A 23,862-nucleotide genomic window follows, 5' to 3' on the forward strand; every position below is an offset into this window, starting at 1 on the left:
GTTTGGCTGTTTGGCTGTTTGGCTGTTTGGCTGTTTGGCTGTTTGGCTGTTTGGCTGTTTGGCTGTTTGGCTGTTTGGCTGTTTGGCTGTTTGGCTGTTTGGCTGTTTGGCTGTTTGGCTGTTTGGCTGTTTGGCTGTTTGGCTGTTTGGCTGCCCCACCCCTCTGGCTGCGCCTGTGGTGGGGCGGTTGCGGGGTGGCATGGGCGTCGAAGCGCCCATACTTCGTGCTCTAGCTCGCCGCAGTTGTTTGAACGGAGCGCCGCAGGCGCGAAGTGAGTTCTGCGGCGCACCCCGCAACCGACACGACGCAGGTTTGCCCCGTAGCGCAGCGCAGGGGTCGCAGACTGGGGGTCGCCTTTCTTTTGGGTACTTTTCTTTGGCGAAGCAAAGAACAAGTACCTCGGCCGCCGGGCCGAGACCCGGCCTCCGCACTCAGCACAGGCATGCTGCCCATCAGCGAGCTTGCGAGCAGTGCCCCAGCTTCAACAAGCTCTAACGGATAAGGAGGCGCCCAGGCTTCGACAAGCTCAGCCCGAACGGGTAAGCGCGCAGCCCAAGCCTCCACATCCCCTCCGTCCCATCGCAAAACAAGAAGCTACAAAAACAATAGCGGCTAGCGCTTACCAAACAAGCGCTAGCCGCCAAAATCACCCAAACCCGAGTCTCAAGCCGCGAGAATCATCTTCTCCAGCTTCACCGCATCCGCAGCAAACGCCCGAATCCCTTCGGCCAGCTTCTCCGTAGCCATCGCGTCCTCATTCAACGCATAGCGGAACCCCGCCTCGTCATAGTTCACCGCAGGCAGATCCATGGCCTTCGCAGCCTCGGCATCCAGCGCCCGCTGCAACGGCGCATCGCTCGCCGCCAGCTGCGCCAGCAGCTCCGGCGCAATCGTCAACAAGTCACACCCAGCAAGCGCAGTGATCTGCCCCACGTTGCGGAAACTCGCCCCCATCACCTCGGTGGCAATGCCAAAGCGCTTGTAGTGGTTGTAGATCTGCGTGACCGACTGCACGCCCGGGTCGTTGGCGCCAGCGCGCGCGGCCTCGTCCCAGCTGGCGCCTGCCTGCTTCTTGTACCAGTCGTAGATGCGGCCGACAAAGGGCGAGATCAGCTGCACCTTGGCGTCGCCGCAGGCCACTGCCTGGGCAAACGAGAACAGCAGCGTGAGGTTGGTATGGATGCCCTTGCGCTCCAGCTGCTCGGCGGCCTTGATGCCTTCCCAGGTGGAGGCAATCTTGATGAGCACGCGGTCGATGTGGATGCCTTCCGCCTGGTACAGCTCGATGATGCGTTCGGCGCGCGTGACGGTGGCGCTGGTGTCAAAGCTCAGGCGGGCATCGACTTCGGTGGACACGCGGCCCGGGATGGTGGCCAGGATCTCTCGGCCGAAGCGCACGAGCAGGCGGTCGATGATTTCATCCATCGGGCGGCCCCGGAACTGGGCCACGGTGTCCTGCAGCAGCGGCGCGTACTCGGGCTTTTGCACGGCCTTGAGGATCAGCGACGGGTTGGTGGTGGCGTCCTGGGGCTGGAACTGCGCCAGTTGCTTGAAGTCGCCGGTGTCGGCAACCACGGTGGTGAACTGTTTGAGGGCGTCGAGTTGGTTCGTCATGGTGGCGCCATTATTCCGCATTGGCCGTAGAGCCTATCTGCGACCTCCCAGGGGATCGCGTTGGTGCGCAATCGGGATGAGTGGAGGCTTCGGATGCGCCGCATGGGCTCATGCCCATGCAAGCAGCCGAGGCGTTCAATCGTCCGATTTCGCTCCAACCCTTCGGGCAGTGGTCTTTGCGGGCGGTCTGCGGCGTTGCGGCGCTTGCCCATAGCAGTGCTATTGGCTGCGCACCGCGCCTTGCATCCCATCCCGCAAAGGCCACTGCGCGACCCCTGGGAGATCGCAAACAGGCTCTAACCCTCGATACTACCAACCACAGATACGCCATGGGCACCCAGGCCCAGCCCCACCTCGTCATCCACGCTCAACACATCGTCTAGGTCGGCCGACACCACGAAGATGCTCCCCAGCGCGGTTTCGAACGTGTATTCGTGCACCGCGCCCAGGTAGGCCGACTTGGTCAGCCGCGCGGGCAGAAGCCCCTCGCCCTGGCGGGTGATGCGCCAGGCTTCGGGTCGCACCGCCACCTTCACCGGGCCGCTCTTCACCGCCACGCGCGGGCGCAGCACCAGCGGGCCAAGCGCCACCGTGCCGTCAGCGTCGGCCACAGCCGGGAACAGCATGGCCTCGCCCATGAAGCCGGCCACGAATTCGCTGTGCGGGGTTTCGTACAGCGCGCGGGGCGAGCCTTTTTGCGCAATCAGGCCCTGGTTCATCACGATGATCTGGTCGCTCACGGCCATGGCCTCGGCCTGGTCGTGCGTGACGTAGGCCACCGTGAGCGACAGGCGCTGCTGCAGCGCACGGATTTCTTCGCGCATCTCGCGGCGCAGGCGCGCGTCGAGGTTGGACAAGGGCTCGTCGAACAGCAGCACCTCGGGCTCCAGCACCAGCGCGCGTGCCAGGGCCACACGCTGCTGCTGGCCGCCCGACAGCTCGCTGGGCAGGCGGTCGTCAAACCCCACCAGGCCCACGCCGCGCAGCGCCTCCACGGCCTTGGCGCGGGCCGCCTCCTTGGCTTGGCCGGACATGCGCAGGCCGTACATCACGTTCTCCACCACGTTCATGTGCGGGAACAGCGCGTAGCTCTGGAACATCATGCTCACGTTGCGCTGCGCGGGGCCTAGCGTGGTCACGTCCTTGCCGCCGATGAAGATCTCACCGGAGGTGGGCGACTCCAGCCCCGCAATCATGCGCAAGGTGGTCGTCTTGCCGCAGCCCGAGGGGCCGAGGATGGTGGTGAGCGTGCCGCGTGGCACCTCGAAGCTGATGCCCTTGACAGCCAAGGCCGCACTGCTGTCAGTGCCGTAGCGCTTGGTGATGTTGCGGAACACGATGCCCGCGTCGCTGTGGTTCATGGCGTTGTTCTTCTTTTGGAGAGGGGTCAGTGCGCGGCGGGTGCGGCTGCACGCCGCCCAAGCTTGCGGTCGCCGACGAGCAGTTGAATGAGTCCGATGGAGGCCGACATGAGGATGATGAGCACCGTGCAGTACGCCAGCGCCACGCCATAGTCGCCATTGCCCACGCGGCCGATGATGTAGGTGGTGGCCAGCTCGTTCTCGGCCGTGACCAGGAAGATCACCGCGCTCACGGTGGTGATGGCGCGCACAAAGCTGTAGACCAGCGCGGCCACCAGCGCGGGCTTGAGCAGCGGCAGCACCACGTGGCGCAGCGTCTGCACGCTGCCTGCGCGCAGCATGACGGACGCTTCATCCAGCGACCGGTCGAGCTGCTTGAAAGCCGCCGTGCCCGCCCGCACGCCCACCGGCAAATTGCGGAACATGAAGCACAACACAATGATGAGCGCCGTGCCCGTCAGCTCGAACGGCGGCACGTTGAAGGCCAGGATGTAGCTCACGCCCAGCACCGTGCCCGGGATGGCAAACGCCAGCAAGGCCGAGAACTCGAACGCGCCCTGCCCCCGGAACTCGGTGCGCGCCAGCAGCCACGCAATGCCGATGCCCAGCGTGGCCGTGAGCGGCGCCGAAATGGCGGCGAGCTTGATGGTCGTGAAGAACGAGTTCCACGCCGTGCCCGCCCACACCACACCGAACTGCCCCCATTCCACGCTGAACGCGGTGCGGAAATGCGCCAGGGTAATCGTGTAGTCGCGCCCCCAGGTCTGCACAAAACCACCGGCGAGCGCGAACAGGTACACGATGAGGGTGAACGCCATCCAGGGCAGCGCAACGGAGTGCACCACGCGGCGCACGCCTTGGGGCAGCGGCATGGCAATGCCTGCATCGCCCTTGCCCGAGACGGTGGTGAAGTTCTGCTTGCCCAGCAGCCCGCGCTGAATGGCGAACACAGTGAGCGCGAACAGCGTGAGGATCCAGGCCAGCGATGCGGCACGGCCCTGGTCGTACTGCGCGCCCACGATGGCGAAGAAGATTTCGGTGGACAGCACCGAGAACTGCCCGCCCACCACGATGGGGTTGCCGAAGTCGGCCATGCTTTCGATGAAGCCCACCAGGAAGGCGTTGGCCAGGCCGGGCTTGAGCAGCGGCAGCGTGACGGTCATGAAGGTCTGGTGCGGGCTGGCGCGCAGGGTTTGTGCGGCCTCTTCCAGGCTGGGGGCCACGCCCTGCACCACGCCGCGCATGATCATGAAGGCGATCGGCGTGAAGGCGAAGGTCTGTGCCACCCACACGCCGAACCAGCCGTAGAACCAGCGCGTGGGCGTGATGCCAAACGCGTACTCCAGAAACTGGTTGAACACGCCCGCGCGGCCGAACAGCAGGATGAGCCCCAGACCCACCACAAAGGGCGGCGTGATGATGGGCAGCAGCGCCACGATGTTGAGCGGCCGCGCATAGCGGCGCGAGGCACGCTCGGCCATCAGCGCCATGAAGGTGCCCAGCAGCGTGGTGCTGGTCGCTGTCATGAGGCCCAGGAACAGCGTGTTCCACGCCACGCCGCAGCGCTGCCCGCCCCCCAGGCAGGCCAGGCCAAAGTTGCGCTCGTGTGCGATGCGCTCCCACATCACGGCCAGCGAGAACGGGCCGTCCTCCAGAAAAAACGCGGCTGACAGCGCCTTGAGCACCGGAAACACGATGAACAGCCCCAGCAGGCTGCCACAGCCCAGCACGGCTGCGGCCACAAACAGATCGCCCTTGAAGAAGCCTCGCCGCGCAACGCCAAACGACAGCAGCACCAGCAGCGCCGACAGCACCACAAAGCCACCCCAGCCCATGCCGGGCTGGCGTGTGCCCAGTTCGCCCAGGCTGGCATTCATCCATTCAAACGCCCAGCCGCGCGCGCCAATGGTGAAGCCACCGAGCAGCAAGGCCACCAGCCCCAGTGCACCTCCGGCCACCAACACAGCGCCTTGCTGGCGGCCCGCAGGCAGGGCTGTGCCCACGCCCGCCACAGCCAGGCCCAGCAGGCCCAGCCACAGCCAGGGGCGCCCATGCTGCGCGGCCTGCAGCAGGCCATTGGCGGCCTGCGCATCGCCCCACACTTGGCCCACGGCCAGCAGGCCGTTGGCGTCCTGCTGCGCATACCAGGGCAGCAGCAGGTAGCCCAGCACACCGATCAGCACCCAGGCCCACAGGGGCCGGTTGGCCGCCACCGCCCGCCGGGGCGCGATCCCCATCGCCACAGACGCGGCCGCCATCAGCGCGCCGCGTTCTGGACTTCTTTTTCCCAGCGCGCAATCAGGCGGCGGCGCTCGGCGCTGGCACCGTACTTGGCGTAGTCGTAGTTGATGAGCTTGATCTTGGCGGGGTCGGTCATGCGCGGGTCTTTGGGCACCTGCGTGTTGCTGGGCAGCTGGAACTGCTTGGCCGCCAGGCCAAACTGCTGGCCACCGGGCGTGAGCGCCCATTCGTAGAACTTCTTGGCGGCCTCGGTATTGGGGCCGTTCTTGACGATGCTCATCGAACCCACCTCGGCGCCCGTGCCTTCGGACGGGGTGACAGAGCCCACGGGGAAGCCGTTGACCGCCTCGGTGGTCACGTCGTGCACAAAGCTCACCGAGATGGTGGTCTCGCCACGCGCCGCGGCCTTGACGGGCGCCGTGCCCGAGCGGGTGTAGGTGCTGATGTTGGGGTGCAGGGCCTTGAGGTATTCAAAGGCCTTTTCCTCACCCATGATCTGCACCAGGGTGGCGATCATGGTGTAAGCCGTGCCGCTGGATGCGGGGTTGGCCATCTGCACCTCGCCCTTGAACTCGGGCTTGAGCAGGTCGGCCCAGGACTGCGGGGCTTTCAGCTTGCGCTTGCCCAGCAGCTCGGTGTTGTAGCCAAAGCCCAGCGGGCCCAGGTACACGCCCACAGTGCGGTACTTGGAGTCAGCGGCCTGCTTCTGCGCCCAAGGATGCAGTTGCGCGAGCTGGGCCGATTTGTACTCGAGCGTGAGGCCTTGCTCGGCCGCCTGCAGGTGCGGGTCGCCCGTGCCGCCAAACCAGATGTCGGTCTTGGGGTTGGCCTTCTCGGCGTTGAGCTGTGCGAGCGCTTCGCCCGAGCCCTTGGCCGTCATGTTGACCTTGGTGCCGGTGGTCTTGGAATACACGGTGGACATCAGGTTGCACCACTCGGCCTGCACCGAGCAGATGATGTTGACCTGGCCCTGAGCATGGGCGGAGGTGGCGGACACAACAAGCAGTGAGGCAGCGGCAAGGGTGGTGCGGGAGAACTTGGACATGGTTCGTCTCTGGAGTGGAAATATGACAACAAGGTTACAGACCATCGTAGACCCGCCCTGTGCCACAGGACACCGGGATAACACCCACGCCGAAACGGCATCGCCGCTGTAACCCGCGCCCCGCTGTCCATGAAACGCAGTTACCATTTATTTCCCTCGCCTCTTTCCTCCTTTTTTGTTGCCGCCTCCCCCGGGAACACGCACCCATGCTGGACCGCATCACCGCCTCGCTTTCGTCCCTGGCCCCTGCCGAGCAGCGCGTTGCCAAGCTCGTGCTGAGCGACCCCCGCACCTTTGCACGACTGCCGGTGCGCGAACTGGCCGAACGCGCCCATGTAAGCAAACCCACCGTGGTGCGTTTTTGCCGCAGCATGGGCTACGACGGGCTGGCGGACTTCAAGCTCAAGCTTGCGGGCAGCGTGAGCGAGGGCGTGCCTTTTATCCACCGCAGCGTGGACGTGGACGACAAGACCGGCGACGTGCTGGTGAAGGTGGTGGACAACGCCGTGGCGGCCTTCTTGCAATACCGCAACGCCGCCAGCACCGTGGCGCTGGAGCGCGCGGCCGAGGCCATTGCCGGCACCTGGAAGACCGGTAAGCGCATCGAGTTCTATGGCGTGGGCAACTCCGGCATCGTGGCGCAGGATGCGCAGCACAAGTTCTTCCGGTTGGGTGTCACATCCATTGCCACCAGCGACGGCCACATGCAGGTGATGAGCGCCACCCTGCTGGGCCCGGGCGACTGTGCGGTGATCATTTCCAACTCCGGCCGCACGCGCGACCTGATGGACGCGGCCGACATCGCACGCAAGAACGGCGCCACCACCATCGCCATCACCGCCAGCGGCTCGCCGCTGGCCAGCACCTGCCAGATCCACCTGGCGGCCGACCACCCCGAGGGTTACGACCGCTACAGCCCGATGGTGTCGCGCCTCATGCACCTGCTCATCATCGACGTGCTGGCCACCTGCGTGGCGCTGCGGATCGGCAGTTCGCTGCAACCCATCCTGCAGCAGATGAAGGAAAACCTGCGGGCCAAGCGCTACGCGTGAGGTGGCCCGCACAGGCGCGGGGCTGCCTCAGCCAGCGTCCTTGGGTTGTGCGATGTATTCGAAGCCGCCGACATACTTGAACATCACGTTGTACAGCGCACAGCCTGCCACCATGGAGAGGTAGCCGACCACCAGGTAGATAACCGGGAAGATCAGCACCATCCAGACCGGTGGCGCTTGCTCGGCGGGCGCCAGCAGCAACGCGAAGAGAAAGAACGGGACTAGGAAGACCAAGGACCCCAAGGCCATGAGAACACCAAAGACCTTGGCGTTCTGGTGGGGTGACAGCCGTTCGATTTGTAGTTTCATGTCGCGCCTCCTCGCGCTGTGGTCGCAGGTTGCCGGCATCAAGTGCCGGCGCGCGAACTATAGCGATATGGGTGGGACGCAATCGCAGCCTTGCGCCAGCCTCATGCGGCCGTGCAAAGATAAGCTACAAAAAATATAGCTGCTAGCGCTCTACCATCAAGCGCTGGCAGCCATTTTTGCTTCAAATCTCAGCTCAGTTCGTAAAACTCTTGGTGCTGTATAGCTCCACGGGCAGGCGCGTGAGCACGGGCAGGCCGGTGGTGGCGTCCTTGGGCTGTTTGTCGATGTAGCTGAAGAACACGTCGGCATCCAGCACGCCGATGTCCAGGCGGCGGGCGGCGGGCACGGCGGCCAGGGTCTTGTAGCCGTCGCCGCCGGTGGCGTTGAAGCTCAGCACGAACAGCTTGTAGGTTTTGGCCGGGTCCAGCGGGCCCCAAGTGCCGGTGGCTGGGTTGCGCACTTCGATGTTGGTCACGCGGCTGCCGAAGGCGGCCTTGGCGTTCACGTCGTAGCGCAGGCCGCCGGTGTAGGGGTACGGGCCGGTGGAGCCGCCCGGGCCGTATACGGCCTCCAGGCCGTCTTCGAGCATGCCCTTGACCTCGGCGCCGGTGATGTCCAGGCGGAACAGCATGTTGCCGAACGGCAGCACCTGGATCACCTGCGCGGCCGTCACCGTGCCTTGCAGCGGGATGCGCACGCCGCCGCCGCTTTGCAGGGTAATGTCGGCGCCGCCGTACTTTTCGTTGGCAACGTCCAGGTAGGCCTGGGCGACCAGCTGCTGAATGTCGCCGCCGCGCAGGCTCACGCTGCCTTCGGCGTTGCAGGCCGCGCTGGAGCGGCTGTAGTCCACCGAGCCCACGCCCCCGGGCACGCGGCGCGAGCACAGCTCCTGCGGCACCACGGCCACCTGGGTCTGGTTGAACACGGACACACGGTCCTTGAAGGGCTGCAGCGTGGTGGTGGCCGATGCGGACGGCGTGGTGACGCGCAACACCCCCGTGGCAGCGGCGCTGGTCTTGAGGGCGGCCTTCTCGGCATCTGTAGCCGCCTTGCCGGCGATGGTGAAGTTGTCGCCGATCAGCACATGGGGCGTGCCCGCGCACTGCGTGACCTCGCCCTCTGCGTTGAAGCTGACCTTGAGCTCGCCCACGACCTGCGCGTATTCCCAGGCCTGCACCACGCACACGGGCTTGCCGTCCTTGTCGGTGGTGCGGGTGGGATAGGCGCCTGCGGGCGAACCCACGCCGGCAGTGCGCAAGGCCTCCGGCCCGAGGAGCGTGTGCGAGTCGCCGCCCACCACCACGTCCACACCCGACAGGCGCGAAGCCACCTGTTTGTCGTAGTCGTAGCCGATGTGGCTCAGCACGATGATCTTGTTGATGCTTTTGGCGCGCAGTGCGTCGATCTCGCGCTGGGCGGCAGCCGTTTCATCCTGGAAGGTGGTGCCTGCGTCGGGGCTGGACGAGGCCTGGGTCTTTTGCGCGATGGTCAGGCCCACGATGCCGATCTTCTGGCCGTCGCGCTCCACCACGGTGGAGGGGCTCACATACCCCTGGGCGCGCGTGGCGTTGAGCGCCGAGTTGGGGCCGAACTGCACGTTGGCGCTGAGCACCGGCGTCTTGCAATTGCCCTTGCGCAGCAGGTCCAGAAAGCCCTTGAGGCCGCTGTCGCCCTTGTCGAACTCGTGGTTGCCCAGGGTAAAGGCGTCAAAGCACACGGTGTTCATCATGGCCGCGTCGGCCTCGCCGTCGGCGCCCGCGCGATTGAAGTACAGCGTGCCGGTCAGGGCGTCGCCCGCGTGCAGCTTGAGCACGTTGGTGGATTGGGCCGCCAGCTCGTTGATAGCGGCCGTCACGCGCGGAAAACCGCCGGCATCCACGGCCACATCCACGGCCGATGCGCCGCCGGCCGAGAGCTTGAGCGTCTTGGAGCGCGACTCCAGCGTGGAGTGGTGGTCGTTGATGTGCAGGATGGTCAGCGTGAGCGGCTTGCCTGCAGGCTCGCTGTTGCCCGAGCCGCCACAGGCCACCAGGGCGCCGGCCGCTGCAAGGGCCAGCAGCCCCACGCCCAGGCGCTTCGTTATGCCCTGCCCTTGCCCATGCGTGCGCGCCGTCCCGCGCTGCTGTGTAAACCACCCCATTGTCATCATCGGCTTTCTTCTCCAAATGTTCGGTGCCTACCTGCGTACCCGCGAACGCGGGTGCATGTGCGTGCACAAAGACGTGCATGGTCCGCACCGAAGATGACAGGCGCATGAATGGCCGGGCGGCACGCGCTGGCAAGCGCCCACGCAAAAACGCCACGGGCTCCTCGGCGGAGCCCGTGGCGTGAAGGGTCTGCTGCGATTCGTTTTTATGAATCAAAACAGGCTCTCGCGCTTATCCAACAAGCGCTAACAGCTATTGATTAAGGAGCATTTCCTGATTTAGATCCGTCCCTCTTCCACCGCATGACACGCGATGCGGATGCCGCCGATGGACAGCAGCTGGGGCCGCTCGTTGCGGCAGCGGTCATTGGCGTGCGGGCACCGGGGGTTGAAGGCGCAGCCGGGTGGTGGATTCAGCGGGTTGGGCACTTCGCCCTGCACGGGGGTGCGCGCCTTGCCGGTGTCGTGCATCTTGGGGATAGCATCGAGCAGCATGCGGGTGTAGGGATGGCGCGGGGTGTCAAACAGCGTGTGCTTGTCGGCCAGCTCCACCAGGCGGCCCAGGTACATCACGCCGACCTGGTCGCTCACGTGGCGCACCACGGCCAGGTTGTGGCTGATGAACAGGTAGGTGAGCTGCCGCTGGCGCTGCAGGTCCTTCATGATGTTGAGCACCTGCGCCTGCACCGACACGTCCAGCGCGCTGGTGGGCTCGTCGCAAACCAGGAACTCGGGCTCGGTGGCCAGGGCGCGCGCGATGGAAATGCGCTGGCGCTGGCCGCCGGAGAACTGGTGGGGGTACTTGACCATGTCCAGCGGCGACAGGCCCACGGACTTGAGCAGCTCGCCCACGCGCTCCTTGAGCTGCGCTTTGTCGGTAATGAGGCCGTGCTCCTTAAGCGGCTCGCCGATGATGTCTTCCACCAGCCAGCGCGGGTTCAGGCTGGCGTACGGGTCCTGGAAGATCATCTGAATGCGGCGGCGCATGGCGCGCGCGTCGTTACCCTTGAATGCGGCGTGCGCGTCCTGGCCGTCAAACGTGAGGCCGCCGCGCGTGGGCTCGTACAGGCCCACCAGCAGTCGGGCCACGGTGCTTTTGCCGCAGCCCGATTCGCCCACCAGGGCCAGCGTCTTGCCTTTTTCGATCTCGAAGCTCACGCCATCCACCGCATGCAGCAGCGTGCGGGGCTTGCGCTCGATCACACGGTTGAGCCAGGGGGCGGACACGTCGAAGGTCTTGGCCAGGTCGTGCGCCCGGACGAGGGCATTGCTCTGCGCGGGCGCAGCGCTGGCTGCGCGGGGGGTGGTCGCTGCGGCGCTCATGCGGTCACCTCGGCGCGGGGGGCGGCGGGGGCGCCAGCGTGCAGCCAGCAAGCGGCACGGGTGGTGCCAGCGGCCATGAGTTCGGGGCGTTCGGTCATGCAGCGGTCAAAGGTCTTGGGGCAGCGGGGGTTGTAGGCACAGCCCTTGGGGATGGCGTTCAGGCGCGGCATGGCGCCGTCAATCTGGTTCAGGCGCTCGCGGTCCTGCTCCATATCAGGGATGGATGCCATCAGCCCGGCGGTGTAGGGGTGCGAGGGCTTGTTGATCACGTCGTGCACGGGGCCGATCTCGGCCACGCGGCCGGCATACAGCACGGCCACGCGGTCGCAGGTTTCAGCGATCACGCCCATGTCGTGGGTGATGAGCATCACGGCCGCACCGCGGGATTTGCAGATGTTTTTGAGCAGCGTGATGATCTGCGCCTGGATGGACACATCCAGCGCCGTGGTGGGTTCGTCGGCCACGATGAGCTTGGGCTCGGCCGCGAGGGCCAGCGCGATCACCACCCGCTGGCGCATGCCGCCAGAGAACTGGTGCGGGTAGTGGTCGATGCGCTCTTCGGCGGCCGGAATGCCAGTGTCCTTCAGCAGATCGATCGCGCGCTTGCGCGCTTCAGCGGCGCTCACGGGCAGGTGGGCCAGGATGGTTTCCGTCAGCTGGCGGCCCACGGTGTACAGCGGGTTCAGCGAGGTCAGCGGATCCTGGAAGATCGCGCCGATGCGGCGGCCTCGGATGGTCCGCATCTGGTCGTTGCTGAGGTTGTCGATACGCTGGCCCTCCAGCAGGATCTGGCCCGAGGCCACGCGACCCGGTGGCTCCAGCAGGCCGATGATGGCGGCGCCGGTGAGCGATTTGCCCGCGCCGGACTCCCCCACCACGCCCAGGATCTCGCCGGGTGCGATGGAGAAGGAGATGTCGTCCAGCGCACGCAGGGTGCCGCGGCGGCCAGGAAATTCGACTACGAGGTTTTTGACTTCTAGGAGAGACATGGGATAGGTGCCTGCTTCACAAATAAACAGCGGGGGCCAGTCAACGCAGGCGGGGGTTCAGGGCATCACGCAGCCAGTCGCCCAGCAGGTTCACCGACAGGGCAATCAGCACCAGCATGGCGCCAGGGAACACGGTGATCCACCATTCGCCCGAGAACAGGTAGTCGTTGCCGATGCGGATCAGCGTGCCCAACGAGGGCGAGGTGGGCGGCGCGCCCACGCCCAGGAAGGACAGCGTGGCCTCGGTGATGATGGCCGTGGCCACCTGGATGGTGGCCAGCACCATGACGGGGCCCATCACGTTGGGCAGCACGTGCTTGCGCATGATGCGCAGCGAGGACACGCCGGTCACGCGCGCGGCCTGCACGTATTCCTTGTTGCGCTCCACCAGCGTGGAGCCGCGCACCGTGCGCGCGTACTGCACCCAGCCGGTGAGCGAGATGGACAGGATCAGCACGCCAAAGGCCAACGACTCGTGCGCGTTGGGAAACAGCGCGCGGCCCACGCCGGCAATCAGCAGCGCCACCAGGATGGCGGGGAAGGACAGCATCACGTCGCACAGGCGCATGAGCACGCCGTCGATCCAGCCGCCGCGGAAGCCCGCCAGCAGGCCGAAGGCGACGCCCACCACCACGGACAGGACCACGGACGCCAGGCCCACCACGAGGGAGATGCGCGCGCCGTAGATCAGCGCAGAAAGAATGTCGCGGCCTTGGTCATCGGTGCCCAGGGGGTATTTCATGGAGCCTTCGGCGCTCCAGGCGGGCGGCAGCCGCGCGTCGCTGAGTTCCAGCGTCGCCAGGTCAAATGGGTTGTGCGGAGCAACCCATCCGGCAAACAGCGAACAGAACACACAGATCAAGGCAATGGCGGCAGCGACCATCGCCATGGGCGAGGTGCGGAAGCTGTAGCCGATGTCGCTGTCGAACCAGCGGGCAAGGGTAGTTTTCATTGTGGGGAAACCAGTTAACAGATGACAACCCGCGGGGCGGGTAGCCGCCGCGGGTTGCCGTGGGCCGTCTGCAAGGTCGGTTGCATCGGGCCCGGGGGGTTGAATTACTTCTCGATGCTCATCCACTTGAAGTGCATGAAGTTGTCGGCCAGCTGCACGAGCTTCACGTTCTTCTTCACGCCCCAGGCCAGCGCCTGCTGATGCAGCGGCAGGTGGCCCACGTCGGCGGCATGCAGGTCAAAGGCTTCCTTGATCATGGCGTCGCGCTTGGTCTTGTCTGTCTCGGACTGGATCTTGAGCGTGAGCTCGTCCACCTTGGGGTTGCAATACGCACCCAGGTTGAACTGGCCCGCGCCCTTGTCGTCCACGCAGCGCACCAGTGCGTTGAGCGCGTTGTGCGCGTCATAGGTGGAAGGCGTCCAGCCCAGCATGTAGAAGCTGGTGTCGCGGCGCAGCACCTTGGGGAAATAGGTGCCCTTGGTCTCGGCCGCCAGGTTGATCTTGACGTTAATGCGCGAGAGGTTGGCGGCCACGGTCTGGCAGATGCGGCCGTCATTAACGTAACGGTCGTTCGGGCAGTTCATGGTCACTTCAAAGCCGTTGGGGTAGCCCGCTTCAGCCATGAGCTTCTTTGCGGCTTCCACGTCATGAGGCAGGCGCTTGGTGTCGGGCTGGAAGCCGTTGATGCCAGGGCCCACCAGCAGCGCGGAGGGGTTGGACGCTCCGCGCATCACCGTGCGCTTGATGCCTTCGATGTCGATGGCCTGGTAGAAGGCCTGGCGCACGCGCTTGTCCTTGAAGGGGTTCTTGCCCTTGACGTTGGAGTACAGCAGTTCGTCGCGCTTCTGGTCCATGCCCAGGAAGATGGTGCGCAGCTCGGGGCCGGTGATGGCGCGCGTGTTGGGGCTGGCATTCACGCGCTCGATGTCCTGCACCGGGACAGGTTCCATCACGTCCACTTCGCCCGACAGCAGGGCCGCCACGCGGGTGGCGTCGTTGCCGATGGGCGTGAAGATGACTTCATTCACGTTGCCTTCGATCTTGCCCCAGTAGGTGCCGTTGCGGGTGAACACCGAACGCACGTTGGGCTGGCGCTCGCGCAGGCGGAACGGGCCGGTGCCGTTGGCACGGAACGAAGCCGCGTTCTCGATGCCCTTGCGGCGATCCACAGGGGCCGTCGCCTGGTTGGTCTCACACCATTTCTTGCTCATGATGTACACCAGCGAGATCACGTCCGGCACGATGGGGAAAGGCGCCTTGGTTTCGATCTCCACCGTGTGGTCGTCGATCTTGCGCACTTCCTTGAAGTCGTTGGTGTAGCTCTTCATGTCCGAGCCTTCCACCTGGGTGCGCGCAAAGCTGAACACCACGTCGTCGGCGGTGAACGGCGTGCCGTCATGGAATTGCACGCCTTTGCGCAGCTCGAACCGCCACACGGTGGGCGAGGTCTGCTTCCAGCTGGTGGCCAGGGCGGGAGCCAGGCTCAGGTCCTTGTTGCGCGCCACAAGGGGTTCGTACACATTGCCGGTGACGCTCAGCTGCAGCGACTCGTTAAGCGAATGCGGGTCCATTGACAGCGAGTCACCCTGGTTCGCGATGCGGATGGTCTGGGCGCTGGCGACCAGGCTCGCGGCGGCCAGCGCGGCAAAGATTGCTGAACGGGCAACTTTTTTCTGGAATTTCATCGGAAACCTCCTGGTTGTGAAAAGTGTGTCTGGAGTGTGGAAAGGAAACACAGGGAATGATGGACAGGTCAGCGGTTTAGCGATGGCGCAGTTCAAGCGGCGGGCAGCGGCATGGACTGCTCGATGAGGCTGGCGTGCAGCGCCGAGCCCAGCGGCAGGATGTCGTCGTTGAAGTCGTACCGGCTGTTGTGCAACGCGCTGCCGCTGGCCCCCATGCCCTGGCCGATGCGCAGGTAGGCGCCCGGCTTGGTCTGCAGCATGAAAGCAAAGTCTTCCGCGCCCATGCTGGGCTCCAGGTCGCGCACCACATGGTCGGCGCCCACAAGGGACTCGGCCACGTCGCCCGCGAACTGGGCTTCGCCTTCGCTGTTGATGGTGGCGGGGTAAATGCGCTCGTAGTTCACCGTGGCCGTGGCGCCGAAGCCCAGGGCGATGGCGTTGCACATCTCTTTGAGGCGGCGCTCCACCATTTCCTGCACCTGCGGATCAAAGGTGCGCACGGTGCCGACCAACGTGGCCGAACCCGGCAGCACACTGAAGGCGCCCAGGTCGCCCGCCTGCACGGCGCACAGGCTGACCACGGCACTCTCGATGGGCCGCACGTTGCGCGCCACGATGCTCTGCGCGGCCGTGATGATGTGCGCCGCCACCAGCACCACGTCCACCGTCTGGTAGGCGTGGGCACCGTGGCCGCCGCGGCCAGTGATCTCAATCGTCACGCGATCTGCCGCCGCCATCATCGGACCGGGGTTCAGCCCCACCGTGCCCGGCTTCATGGCTGGCCAGTTGTGCATGGCGTACACCGACTGCACCGGAAAACGGTCGAACAGGCCGTCTTCCATCATCACGCGCGCGCCCGCCAGGCCTTCTTCGCCTGGCTGGAAGATCAGCACGGCCGTGCCATCAAAGTTGCGCGTTTCGGCCAGGTAGCGCGCGGCCCCCACCAGCATGGCGGTGTGGCCGTCGTGCCCGCAGCCATGCATCAGCCCGGGCTTGCACGACTTCCAGGTGAAGTCGTTGTGCTCGGTCAGCGGCAGCGCGTCCATGTCGGCGCGCAGGCCCACCATGCTGCCACTGGCCGTGCTGCGCCCGCGTACCACGGCAACGATGCCCGTACGGCCGATACCGTCGTGGACCTCGTCCACGCCGCAGGCTTTAAGGGCTTCCTTCACCCTGCTGCCGGTATAGACCTCTTCAAAGCCCAGTTCGGGGTGCGCATGCAGGTCGCGGCGCAGCGCGGTCAACTCGGGGTGGTATTGCGCGATGTGCGCGAACGCCCGGCCTCCGGCTTTGTAGCGAAGCGATTGCATGTCAGATTTCCGCAGCACTGCGCGCGGCCTGAGGCGCGTGAACGGGGCGCCGCCCCAGCCAGGGACACCGAGCAAGGGCCGCCCCGCAGTGAGGGTGGCGTCCCCCTTTAGGGGAAAGGGGCCGCAGGCGACTCAGGGGGGGCTTCATCTCTAGTGTCCCCCCGCCTTGCCCACGCGCAGGCGCGGATCCACCGCAAAGTACAACAGGTCCACCACAAGGTTGATGACCACGAAGATCAGCGCGATCAGACACAGGTAGGCGGCCATCACCGGGATGTCGGCAAATGTCACGGCCTGGATGAACAGCAGACCCATGCCCGGCCACTGGAACACGGTCTCGGTGATGATGGCAAACGCGATCAGGCCGCCCAACTGCAGGCCGGTGATGGTCATCACGGGCACCAGCGTGTTCTTGAGCGCGTGGCCAAAGTGAATGGCCCGGTTGGACAGGCCTCGGGCACGCGCGAACTTGATGTAGTCGGTGCGCAGCACCTCCAGCATCTCGGCGCGCACCAGCCGCATGATCAGCGTCAGCTGGAAGATCGCCAGCGTGACCGCCGGCAGGATGATGTGGTGCCAACCTTTGGCCTTGAGGAGACCCGTGCTCCACCAGCCCATCTGCACCACCTCGCCGCGGCCGAAGCTGGGGAACCAGCCCAGGGTCACGGCAAACACCAGGATCAGCAGGATACCGATCAGGAAAGTGGGCAGGGACACGCCCAGCAGCGACAGCGTCATGAACACCTGGCTGGTGAACGTGCCGCGCTTGAGCGCCGCGTACACGCCCATGGGCACACCCAGCACAAGGGCCAGGAAGGCGGCCACCAGGGCCAGTTCCAGCGTGGCCGGGAAGCGCTCGGCAATCAGGCGCGACACCTTGGCGCCCTGGCGCAGACTCAGGCCGAATTCGCCCTGGGCAGCGTTCACCAGAAAGTGGCCAAACTGCACAAAGAAGGGTTTGTCGAGGCCCAGCGAAGCGCGCAGCTCGCGGATCTGCTCGGGGGTGGCGTCCTGGCCCAGCAGAAACACCACGGGGTCGCCCACATACTGGAACAGCATGAAGGAGATGAAGGCCACCGTGACCATGACAATCACAGCCTGGATCAGGCGGCGCAAAATAAAGGCAAGCATCGGAAAGTCGAGTGAGTGTTCGATGGGAGCGCTGCGGCCACTTTTGATGGCGGGAGCGCTGACGGGCAATACGTCGTCGTCTAACTAAACCAAAGAGAGCAAGGACCATGCGGTCCTTGCTCTCCTTGAAGGGTCACCGAGGATAAATCAGTTGACCTTGACAGTACGCATATCCACGCGGTTGTCCGCGCGGTGCACCAGCTCGATGTTCTTCTTCACGGCCCAGGGGATGACCTGGTCGTGCAGGGGGATGTGTGACACGGTGTCGTTGGACAGTTGCAGCGCTTCCGTCAGCATGCGGGCACGCACAGGTGCATCCGTCTCGGCCTTGATGCGGTCCACCAAGTAGTCCATGCGCTGGTTGCTGTAGCGGCCCACGTTGTAGTTGCCGTCACCGCCCTGGCCCACCGTGCGCACCAGCGACTGCAGGCTGTACAGCGCGTCAAACGTCGGCACGCCCCAGCCCAGCATGTAGATGCTGGCTTCGTAGCGCTGGATCATGGGGAAATAGTTCACTAGCGGCAGCGTGCGCAGCTTGGCCTTCACGCCCACGCGCGACCACATGGCGGTCACGGCCTGGCAGATCGCTTCGTCGTTGATATAGCGATTGTTGGGGCAGGCAAAGTCAACTTCAAAACCATCAGGGTAACCAGCTTCCGCCAGCAGCTTCTTGGAAGCTTCGACGCTGTAGGGAAGACGCTTGCCCACGGCCTCCGTGTAGCCAGCCACTTGGGGTGCCACGATGGTGCCGGTGGGCTTGCCCAGGCCGCGCATGATGTTGCGCGAGATCGTGTCGGCGTCAATAGCCTGGTACAGGGCCTTGCGCACGCGCACGTCCTTCAGAGGGTTCTTGCCCTTGATGTTGGAGCCTGGCAGTTCGTCACGGAACTGGTCCATGCCCAGGAAGATGGTGCGGTTTTCAATACCGTCAATCACCTTCAGGTCAGGGCTGGCACGCAGACGGCCCAAATCTTGAGGCGTAGGATCCAGCACCATGTCCACTTCACCCGACAGCAGTGCTGCAATGCGCGTGGCGGCCGACTTGATCGGCGTGTAGACGATTTCCGTCACATTGCCGTCCATCTTGCCCCACCAGTTAGGGTTGCGCTTGAATACCATCTTCACATCGGGCTGCCACGATTCGAGCGTGTAAGGGCCAGTGCCCATTGCGTTGCGGTGGGCGAAATTCTCGTCTGTGCCCTTGATGTCCTTGGGTTCTACAGACTTGTTCTTTTCAGCCCAGGCCTTGCTCATCATGCGCAGCTCCGTCATCTGGCGCAGCAGCACGGGGTTGGGCGACGACAGGATCACGTCAACGGTCTGTGCATCAACCTTGACGATTTTGCTGATGCCCTGTACGTAGGGCGTGAAGTTCGACGTCTTGGCCATGGCGCGCTGGAGCGAGTACACAGCATCGTCCGCGGTGAAGGCGGACCCATCATGGAACTTGACGCCTTGGCGCAGCGTAAAACGCACCTGTGTGGGGCTCACTTCCTTCCAGGAAGTGGCAAGCACGGGCTCCACCTCAAACGTCTTGCTGTTGTAGTAGACAAGGCTTTCATACACGTTGGCATGAATGCCGTTTTGCAGCGCGTTGTTCTGTGAATGAATATCCCACGTCGCGATTTCGCCCTGGCTGGCCCACTTGAAGGGCTTGGCGTGGAGCGCTGGAGACACCAGCAACGCAGCAGCCGCAGCCACCGACAAAAGACTGTATTTGAGTTTCATGGAACCCTCTTTAATAAAAGTTTTACTATGCAGTAAAGGTTGCTCTATAGCCAACGGGAAATCCCTGAATCCCGGGCGCCACGAAGGGCCTCTGAAGGCTATTTCCGAGAGTTTTGAGTATGCAAGGATGGTGCCAACGCGGCGCACCAAGACGCTCCAGCAGCCAAGCCCCTACGTGAGGAGGGTACGGGGAGTTCTACCGTCCAAAGGCATGGTTGCCGATGTGCACGGAGTTACCAACTCAACGGTGAATCCTGTGCTCCAAAGCGACACCAATGCACTGCATCTGCATACAGAGTCGCGACCATTGCGAACTAGCCGAACAAAGCGCAAGGCGATCTGGCAGTACCACCAAAGTAACAGCACGCCCCACCGCGCGCCGCAAGCGCTCGAAGGCATAACGCCTTGATCGACACCTCGAAGGCCGCCGGCATCAAGTCCCAGTTAGCACGCATCCAAGCCACACAAAACGATGGGGAAGTAAAAAAGCCGCCCGAAGGCGGCTTTTAAGCTTTGATCAGACTGCTGGCTTAGCCAGCGTCCAATTAGAAGCTGTGACGGATACCGATGTCGTAGCCGGTGGAGTTGCGGCCAGCAGCAGTCACGGAACCGTTCAGAGCGGAAGCAGCGCCGTTCTTGTTGCTCACGCGAGCAACGGTGGTGTACAGAGCCGTACGCTTGGACAGGTTGTGCACGTAGCCCAGAGCCATCTTGTTGGTACGTGGGTCAGCACCGACGGTGTCGATCTTGTATGTGGAGTACGACAGACGAACTTCGCCAGCGCCCACGGGGATCAGACCACCGATCAGGAAGCCCTTGCCTTCTGCGCCGTTGTCGACGTCGTCTTGGCTGTAGTGAGCCATGATCTTGGCCATGCCCAGATCGTACTGACCGCCCAGGTTGACGGACTGGATATCGCCAGCCAGGAACTTGGTTTCAGAGAAAGCCAGAGCCACGTTGATGGGGCCGTTGGCGTAACCAACGCGCAGAGCCAGGCCGTTGCCGTCCTTCTTGTTAGCAGCGTTGCTCAGGTTTTCACCCATGTAGTACTGGGCTTGGCCGTAGAAACCACCCAGGTTGCCAGGCAGGAAGTAGCCGATGGAGTTGGAAGCGCGCACGTTGGTGGGGCCGCCCAGGCTGGAGCTCAGAGTTTGGGTCGTGCCCACGCCGTTCGTGCCGAACGGATCGAACACGGTCAGGTTCCAGAATTGAGGCGTGTAGTCACGGCCCAGACGGACTTCACCGAAGCCGCCGTTCAGGCTCACCGTCGAACGACGGTTGAAAGTCAGACCGCCGCCGCCAGTGGTGGCGCCTTGGTTGTTGGTGGGGGTCACAGCACCCGAACCGTTGTCGTTGTTCACGCCAGCTTCCAGCCAGAACGAAGCGGACAGACCGCCACCCAGATCTTCAACGCCGCGGAAACCCAGACGGCTGCTGTTGTAGCCGGAGTTCGTCAGTTGCGAACGGTTAGCGACGCTGCCGTTACCGTATGCGTAGGTTGCATCGACCACGCCGAACAGGGTCACGGAAGATTGAGCCATTGCAGCGCCGGAAGCAGCCAGCACAGCCAGGGCAATCAGGGATTTTTTCATTGCGAGTTACTCCAAGGTTAAACATAGGGCGCCGGTACGGGGGGTCTATGGTGAAAGCACCTGCACAGTCCCGCCGGTTCCCCGGGCCAACCTCCTGGTGGGGAAGTTGCTCTTATTGCACCAGACCCGGCCGGGTTTCGCAAAGGAATTCACCCACAATTGCCCTGAAAGGGAAAATCCGTTGCAGTGTTGCAACATTTCCGCGCGTAGCGGCAAAATCGCTGTCTGAGCGCACAACGAAGGTGCAGACCTCCCGTTTATTTGTGTCGAAGTGCAAATTGTGTTTCGACGCTATTGCCATACCCAGACTTCCATGGACTCTCTTTTCATTGCTGCCGACAACGCTTTGCGCACTCTGTTTGCGTCCCCACATGCCTCAGAAAAATCGCCCGCCCACGGCATGGCAGAGGGCACGCTGAGCGCTGCCCAGAAGCAGCTTTCGGGTGCGCTGATGCGCGTGAACCATGTGGGAGAGGTCTGCGCACAGGCCCTGTATACCTCCCAGGCGGCGGTGACAAAGGACCCCGCGCTCAGAGCCCACCTCCAGGAAGCGGCGCGTGAGGAAACCGATCACCTCGCCTGGACCCGGGAGCGCCTGGACGCGCTGGGCGCGCGCCCCAGCCTGCTCAACCCGCTGTGGTTTGCCGGAGCCTTTGTTCTGGGGGCGGTGACTGCCAAGGTCAGCGACCGGGCCAGTTTGGGGTTTGTGGTGGAGACGGAAAACCAGGTAGCGGCGCACTTGCAAAGCCATCTGCGCAGGCTTCCAGAGGAAGACCGGGCGTCACGTGCCGTGGTCCACCGCATGAAACAGGATGAAGAACGGCACGCGGCGCAGGCACGCGCCAGCGGGGCATTGCAGCTGCCCGCCCCGGCCCGGGCACTGATGCGGGCGGCCGCCAAGGTCATGACAACCACCGCCCACCATATTTAATCAGTGGCCGGGCCCATCGGCGCTCCGGGAAGAAGGCTCAGGCCTCCAGCACCTCGAATCCTGTGGTGATCTCGGCAGTCTTGCCCAGCATGATGCTGGCCGAGCAGTATTTGTCGTGGCTCATGGCAATGGCCCGCTCCACGGCCGCAGGCGGGATGGCCTTGCCCGTCACCGTGAAGTGCATGTGGATCTTGGTGAAGACCTTTGGATCGGTCTGGGCGCGCTCTGTGGTCAGCTTGACGCTGCAGCCGCGCACGTCGTGGCGACCGCGCTTGAGGATGAGCACCACGTCATAGGCCGTGCAGCCGCCCGTACCAGCAAGCACTGTTTCCATAGGGCGAGGGGCGAAATTCTGGCCGCCATTGGCGGGGTTGACCGCGTCTGGGGCGCCGTCCATGGCCAGGACGTGACCGCTGCCGGTTTCGGCCACAAAACCCATGCCGGACCGTGTTCCGGCCCCGCCTGTCCAGCTGACTGTGCATTCCATTTGTGTTTCTCCTTGATGACGCGTGGTTTTTTTCGCACGAAAAACCGAAACGAAAAGAATTTGATGCGAATTTTGCTGCATCGCAACAAGACTCGCGCTAAACTTCGCCCATGCGCTGCCGCTTTCGAACAGAAAGGAAACGGCAGGCGGCAAGAAGCCCGGAATCCGGCACTTGCCTCGCACCGATTGTCTCCTCCATCTCCTCAAAGGATGGATTCAGCCCCAGGCCTCACGGCCCGGGGCTTTTTTTTGGCCAGCGCCCGCCGCGCCATGACCGCGGCCGCACAAAGGCCCTACAAGACGACCCCCTATGATGTGGGCCCCCGCCAAAGCCGAGCGGCGGCCCCACCTGCCTTGCCATGACCCAGCACCTCTCTCCCGCCGACTATCTGAAGAAGATCCTGACCGCCCGCGTGTACGACGTGGCGGTGGAGTCGGCGCTGGAACCCGCCAAGAACCTCAGCCGCCGCCTGCACAACAAGGTGCTCCTGAAGCGCGAAGACCAGCAACCCGTGTTCAGCTTCAAGCTGCGGGGCGCCTACAACAAGATGGCGCACCTCACGCCCGAGCAGCTGCGGCGCGGCGTGATCTGTGCGTCGGCCGGCAACCACGCCCAGGGCGTGGCCATGAGCGCGCACAAGCTGGGTACACGCGCCGTTATCGTGATGCCCACGACCACGCCCCAGCTCAAGGTGGACGCTGTGAAGACACTGGGCGGCGAGGTGGTGCTGCATGGCGACAGCTATTCGGATGCGTATGAACATGCGGCGCGTCTACAGAAGGACGAAGGCCTGACCTTCGTGCACCCTTTTGACGACCCGGACGTGATCGCCGGCCAGGGCACCATTGCCATGGAAATCCTGCGCCAGCTGCAAAGCCTGGGCAGCAACCAGCTCGATGCCGTGTTCGTGGCCATTGGCGGCGGCGGGCTCATCTCGGGCGTGGCCAACTACATCAAGGCCGTGCGGCCCGAGATCAAGGTGATCGGCGTACAGATGAACGACTCGGACGCAATGATCCAGTCGGTGAAAGCCCACGAGCGCGTGACGCTGGCCGACGTGGGCCTGTTCTCCGACGGCACGGCTGTGAAGCTGGTGGGCGAGGAAACCTTCCGCGTGGCTCAGGGCCTGGTGGATGACTACATCACCGTCGATACGGACGCCGTCTGCGCCGCCATCAAGGACATCTTTGTGGACACACGCAGCATCGTCGAGCCCGCCGGGGCGCTGGCCGTTGCGGCCATCAAACAATATGTAGCCAAGAACAAGACCAAGGGAGAGACCTATGCCGCCATCCTCTGCGGCGCCAACATGAACTTCGACCGGCTGCGCTTTGTGGCCGAGCGCGCTGAAGTGGGTGAAGAGCGCGAGGCGTTGTTCGCCGTCACCATCCCCGAAGAACGCGGCAGTTTCCGCCGCTTCTGCGAGGTGGTGGGCGGCCTGCCCGGTGGCCCGCGCAACGTGACCGAGTTCAACTACCGCATCAGCGACGAAGCCCAGGCCCATGTGTTTGTGGGCCTGACCACCAACGGCAAGGGCGAATCTGAAAAGATCGCCAAGAACTTCGGCCGCCACGGCTTCGAGGCGCTGGACTTGACGCACGACGAGCTGGCCAAGGAACACCTGCGCCACCTGGTAGGCGGCCACTCGGCGCTGGCGCAGGACGAGCGCCTGATGCGCTTTACCTTCCCTGAGCGGCCCGGCGCGCTGCTCAAATTTTTGAGTTTGATGCAGCCGACCTGGAACATCAGCCTGTTCCACTACCGTAACCAGGGCGCCGACTACGGTCGCATCCTCGTGGGCATGCAAGTGCCGCCCGAAGACAAGGCCGCCTTCGACGCCTTCCTGGCCACGCTGGGCTATCCGTATGTGGAGGAAACACAGAACCCGGCCTACCGGCTCTTCCTGCGGTCCAAGAAATAATGGTCAAAACAAGCTCTAGCGCTTATCCAGCAAGCGCTGGCAG

19 protein-coding genes are annotated in these 23,862 nt (G+C 64.1%); 4 read left to right on the forward strand and 15 right to left on the reverse strand.

The window, feature by feature from the left end; all coding sequences use genetic code 11:
• On the forward strand, positions 1-233 hold a 233-nt coding region (locus tag ACK4HJ_RS11865), incomplete at its 5' end, for a hypothetical protein (RefSeq protein ID WP_409831546.1).
• Positions 234-664: 431 nt separating this feature from the next.
• On the opposite strand, the gene tal is transcribed toward ACK4HJ_RS11865, so the two are convergent.
• From tal to ACK4HJ_RS11885, 4 genes are all read right to left on the reverse strand, one after another.
• Positions 665-1,615, reverse strand: a complete 951-nt coding sequence (gene tal / locus ACK4HJ_RS11870) for a transaldolase (protein WP_409831549.1) — start codon at positions 1,613-1,615, stop codon at positions 665-667.
• A gap of 296 nt (positions 1,616-1,911) precedes the next feature.
• On the reverse strand, positions 1,912-2,976 hold the full coding sequence (locus ACK4HJ_RS11875) for an ABC transporter ATP-binding protein (protein ID WP_409831551.1): 1,065 nt from the start codon (positions 2,974-2,976) through the stop codon (positions 1,912-1,914).
• Positions 2,977-3,002: 26 nt separating this feature from the next.
• On the reverse strand, positions 3,003-5,234 hold the full coding sequence (locus ACK4HJ_RS11880; protein ID WP_409831554.1) for an ABC transporter permease: 2,232 nt from the start codon (positions 5,232-5,234) through the stop codon (positions 3,003-3,005).
• A complete protein-coding gene (locus ACK4HJ_RS11885; protein ID WP_409831556.1) occupies positions 5,234-6,262 on the reverse strand; it encodes an ABC transporter substrate-binding protein in 1,029 nt (342 codons plus the stop codon). Before ACK4HJ_RS11885 ends, ACK4HJ_RS11880 begins: the two co-directional genes overlap by 1 nt.
• Before the next feature lie 206 nt (positions 6,263-6,468).
• Between ACK4HJ_RS11885 and ACK4HJ_RS11890 the strand changes: the two genes are divergently transcribed.
• Positions 6,469-7,314: a MurR/RpiR family transcriptional regulator gene (locus ACK4HJ_RS11890; RefSeq protein WP_409831558.1), complete on the forward strand. Its 846-nt coding sequence runs from the start codon at positions 6,469-6,471 to the stop codon at positions 7,312-7,314.
• Positions 7,315-7,341: 27 nt separating this feature from the next.
• Here the strand turns inward: ACK4HJ_RS11890 and ACK4HJ_RS11895 are convergent, their stop codons facing one another.
• The 10 genes from ACK4HJ_RS11895 to ACK4HJ_RS11940 form a co-directional block, all read right to left on the reverse strand.
• Positions 7,342-7,623, reverse strand: coding sequence for a hypothetical protein (locus ACK4HJ_RS11895; protein ID WP_409831560.1), 282 nt, complete (start codon positions 7,621-7,623; stop codon positions 7,342-7,344).
• 193 nt (positions 7,624-7,816) lie between these two features.
• Positions 7,817-9,763: a bifunctional metallophosphatase/5'-nucleotidase gene (locus ACK4HJ_RS11900; protein ID WP_409831563.1), complete on the reverse strand. Its 1,947-nt coding sequence runs from the start codon at positions 9,761-9,763 to the stop codon at positions 7,817-7,819.
• A 285-nt stretch (positions 9,764-10,048) separates the two neighbouring features.
• Positions 10,049-11,092: an ABC transporter ATP-binding protein gene (locus ACK4HJ_RS11905; protein WP_409831566.1), complete on the reverse strand. Its 1,044-nt coding sequence runs from the start codon at positions 11,090-11,092 to the stop codon at positions 10,049-10,051.
• Positions 11,089-12,081 (reverse strand): ABC transporter ATP-binding protein, encoded by a 993-nt coding sequence (locus tag ACK4HJ_RS11910; protein ID WP_409831567.1) that lies wholly within the window; start codon positions 12,079-12,081, stop codon positions 11,089-11,091. The genes ACK4HJ_RS11905 and ACK4HJ_RS11910 overlap by 4 nt, the downstream gene beginning before the upstream one ends.
• Before the next feature lie 40 nt (positions 12,082-12,121).
• Entirely contained in the window at positions 12,122-13,033 is a 912-nt protein-coding gene (locus tag ACK4HJ_RS11915) for an ABC transporter permease (RefSeq protein ID WP_409831570.1), read from the reverse strand.
• Between the two features lie 104 nt (positions 13,034-13,137).
• Positions 13,138-14,718 carry an ABC transporter substrate-binding protein gene (locus tag ACK4HJ_RS11920; protein WP_409831573.1) on the reverse strand — a complete coding sequence of 527 codons (1,581 nt, stop codon included), beginning with the start codon at positions 14,716-14,718 and terminating at the stop codon, positions 13,138-13,140.
• A 92-nt stretch (positions 14,719-14,810) separates the two neighbouring features.
• Positions 14,811-16,028, reverse strand: a complete 1,218-nt coding sequence (locus ACK4HJ_RS11925; protein WP_409831575.1) for a M20 aminoacylase family protein — start codon at positions 16,026-16,028, stop codon at positions 14,811-14,813.
• 150 nt (positions 16,029-16,178) lie between these two features.
• A complete protein-coding gene (locus tag ACK4HJ_RS11930) occupies positions 16,179-17,159 on the reverse strand; it encodes an ABC transporter permease (protein WP_409831578.1) in 981 nt (326 codons plus the stop codon).
• A 147-nt stretch (positions 17,160-17,306) separates the two neighbouring features.
• On the reverse strand, positions 17,307-18,887 hold the full coding sequence (locus ACK4HJ_RS11935) for an ABC transporter substrate-binding protein (RefSeq protein WP_409831580.1): 1,581 nt from the start codon (positions 18,885-18,887) through the stop codon (positions 17,307-17,309).
• A 545-nt stretch (positions 18,888-19,432) separates the two neighbouring features.
• Positions 19,433-20,479, reverse strand: a complete 1,047-nt coding sequence (locus ACK4HJ_RS11940; RefSeq protein ID WP_409831582.1) for a porin — start codon at positions 20,477-20,479, stop codon at positions 19,433-19,435.
• Between the two features lie 313 nt (positions 20,480-20,792).
• On the opposite strand from ACK4HJ_RS11940, the gene coq7 reads away from it, so the two are divergent.
• Positions 20,793-21,410 (forward strand): 2-polyprenyl-3-methyl-6-methoxy-1,4-benzoquinone monooxygenase, encoded by a 618-nt coding sequence (coq7, locus tag ACK4HJ_RS11945; RefSeq protein WP_409831584.1) that lies wholly within the window; start codon positions 20,793-20,795, stop codon positions 21,408-21,410.
• Positions 21,411-21,447: 37 nt separating this feature from the next.
• Here coq7 and ACK4HJ_RS11950 read toward each other — a convergent pair whose 3' ends face one another.
• Complete coding sequence (locus tag ACK4HJ_RS11950; protein WP_409831587.1) at positions 21,448-21,897, reverse strand: OsmC family protein; 450 nt, start codon at positions 21,895-21,897, stop codon at positions 21,448-21,450.
• 359 nt (positions 21,898-22,256) lie between these two features.
• Between ACK4HJ_RS11950 and ilvA the strand changes: the two genes are divergently transcribed.
• Entirely contained in the window at positions 22,257-23,819 is a 1,563-nt protein-coding gene (gene ilvA, locus ACK4HJ_RS11955; RefSeq protein ID WP_409831589.1) for a threonine ammonia-lyase, biosynthetic, read from the forward strand.
• Positions 23,820-23,862: the final 43 nt, after the last annotated feature.

It is taken from the genome of Acidovorax sp., from assembly GCF_046294525.1.
GTDB lineage: Bacteria > Pseudomonadota > Gammaproteobacteria > Burkholderiales > Burkholderiaceae_C > Acidovorax.